The organism is Undibacterium sp. Di27W (genome assembly GCF_049340345.1).
Lineage (GTDB): Bacteria > Pseudomonadota > Gammaproteobacteria > Burkholderiales > Burkholderiaceae_D > Undibacterium.
Window position 1 is genome coordinate 1 of sequence record NZ_JBMPOS010000118.1, and the last position, 387, is coordinate 387.

A 387-nucleotide genomic window follows, 5' to 3' on the forward strand; every position below is an offset into this window, starting at 1 on the left:
TAGCCTTTGCGGTCACAGCAATAATTCCGACTGGGATTGTAGACTCAAATAAATCGATGCCACGTTGTAGTGCTGAATCCATACTTTGTCCCTCCGCCAGCCATTGATATACTGAAAATGCAAGAATGTGTCGCACAAGCTGCTCACCTTTTCCCGTGATTGCCACTGCGCCAAGTGTCCCTGCGTAGAACCCACTACCTATAATGGGAGTATCGCCAACTCGTCCAAGCAAAGCGGGCGCACTACCCCCGCTTGAAGTGTAGGGTGTCGGTTTAAGGGACCATATTGGTCCTTCTTTTTCGCGTAATCTATATCTTACATTCTCGTTGTACTTGTGCTGATGTCGGAATATGCAGCATAGAAGCATAATCAACGCTTAGATACACT

The 387-nt window shown here is 47.0% G+C and carries 1 protein-coding gene; it reads right to left on the bottom strand.

The genetic code is table 11. The features are described 5' to 3' along the window. Window positions 1–367, bottom strand: a 367-nt coding sequence (locus ACO0LF_RS31560) for an isoaspartyl peptidase/L-asparaginase (RefSeq protein ID WP_423021374.1), incomplete at its 3' end; no start/stop codon positions are given. Between the last annotated feature and the right edge of the window lie 20 nt (window positions 368–387).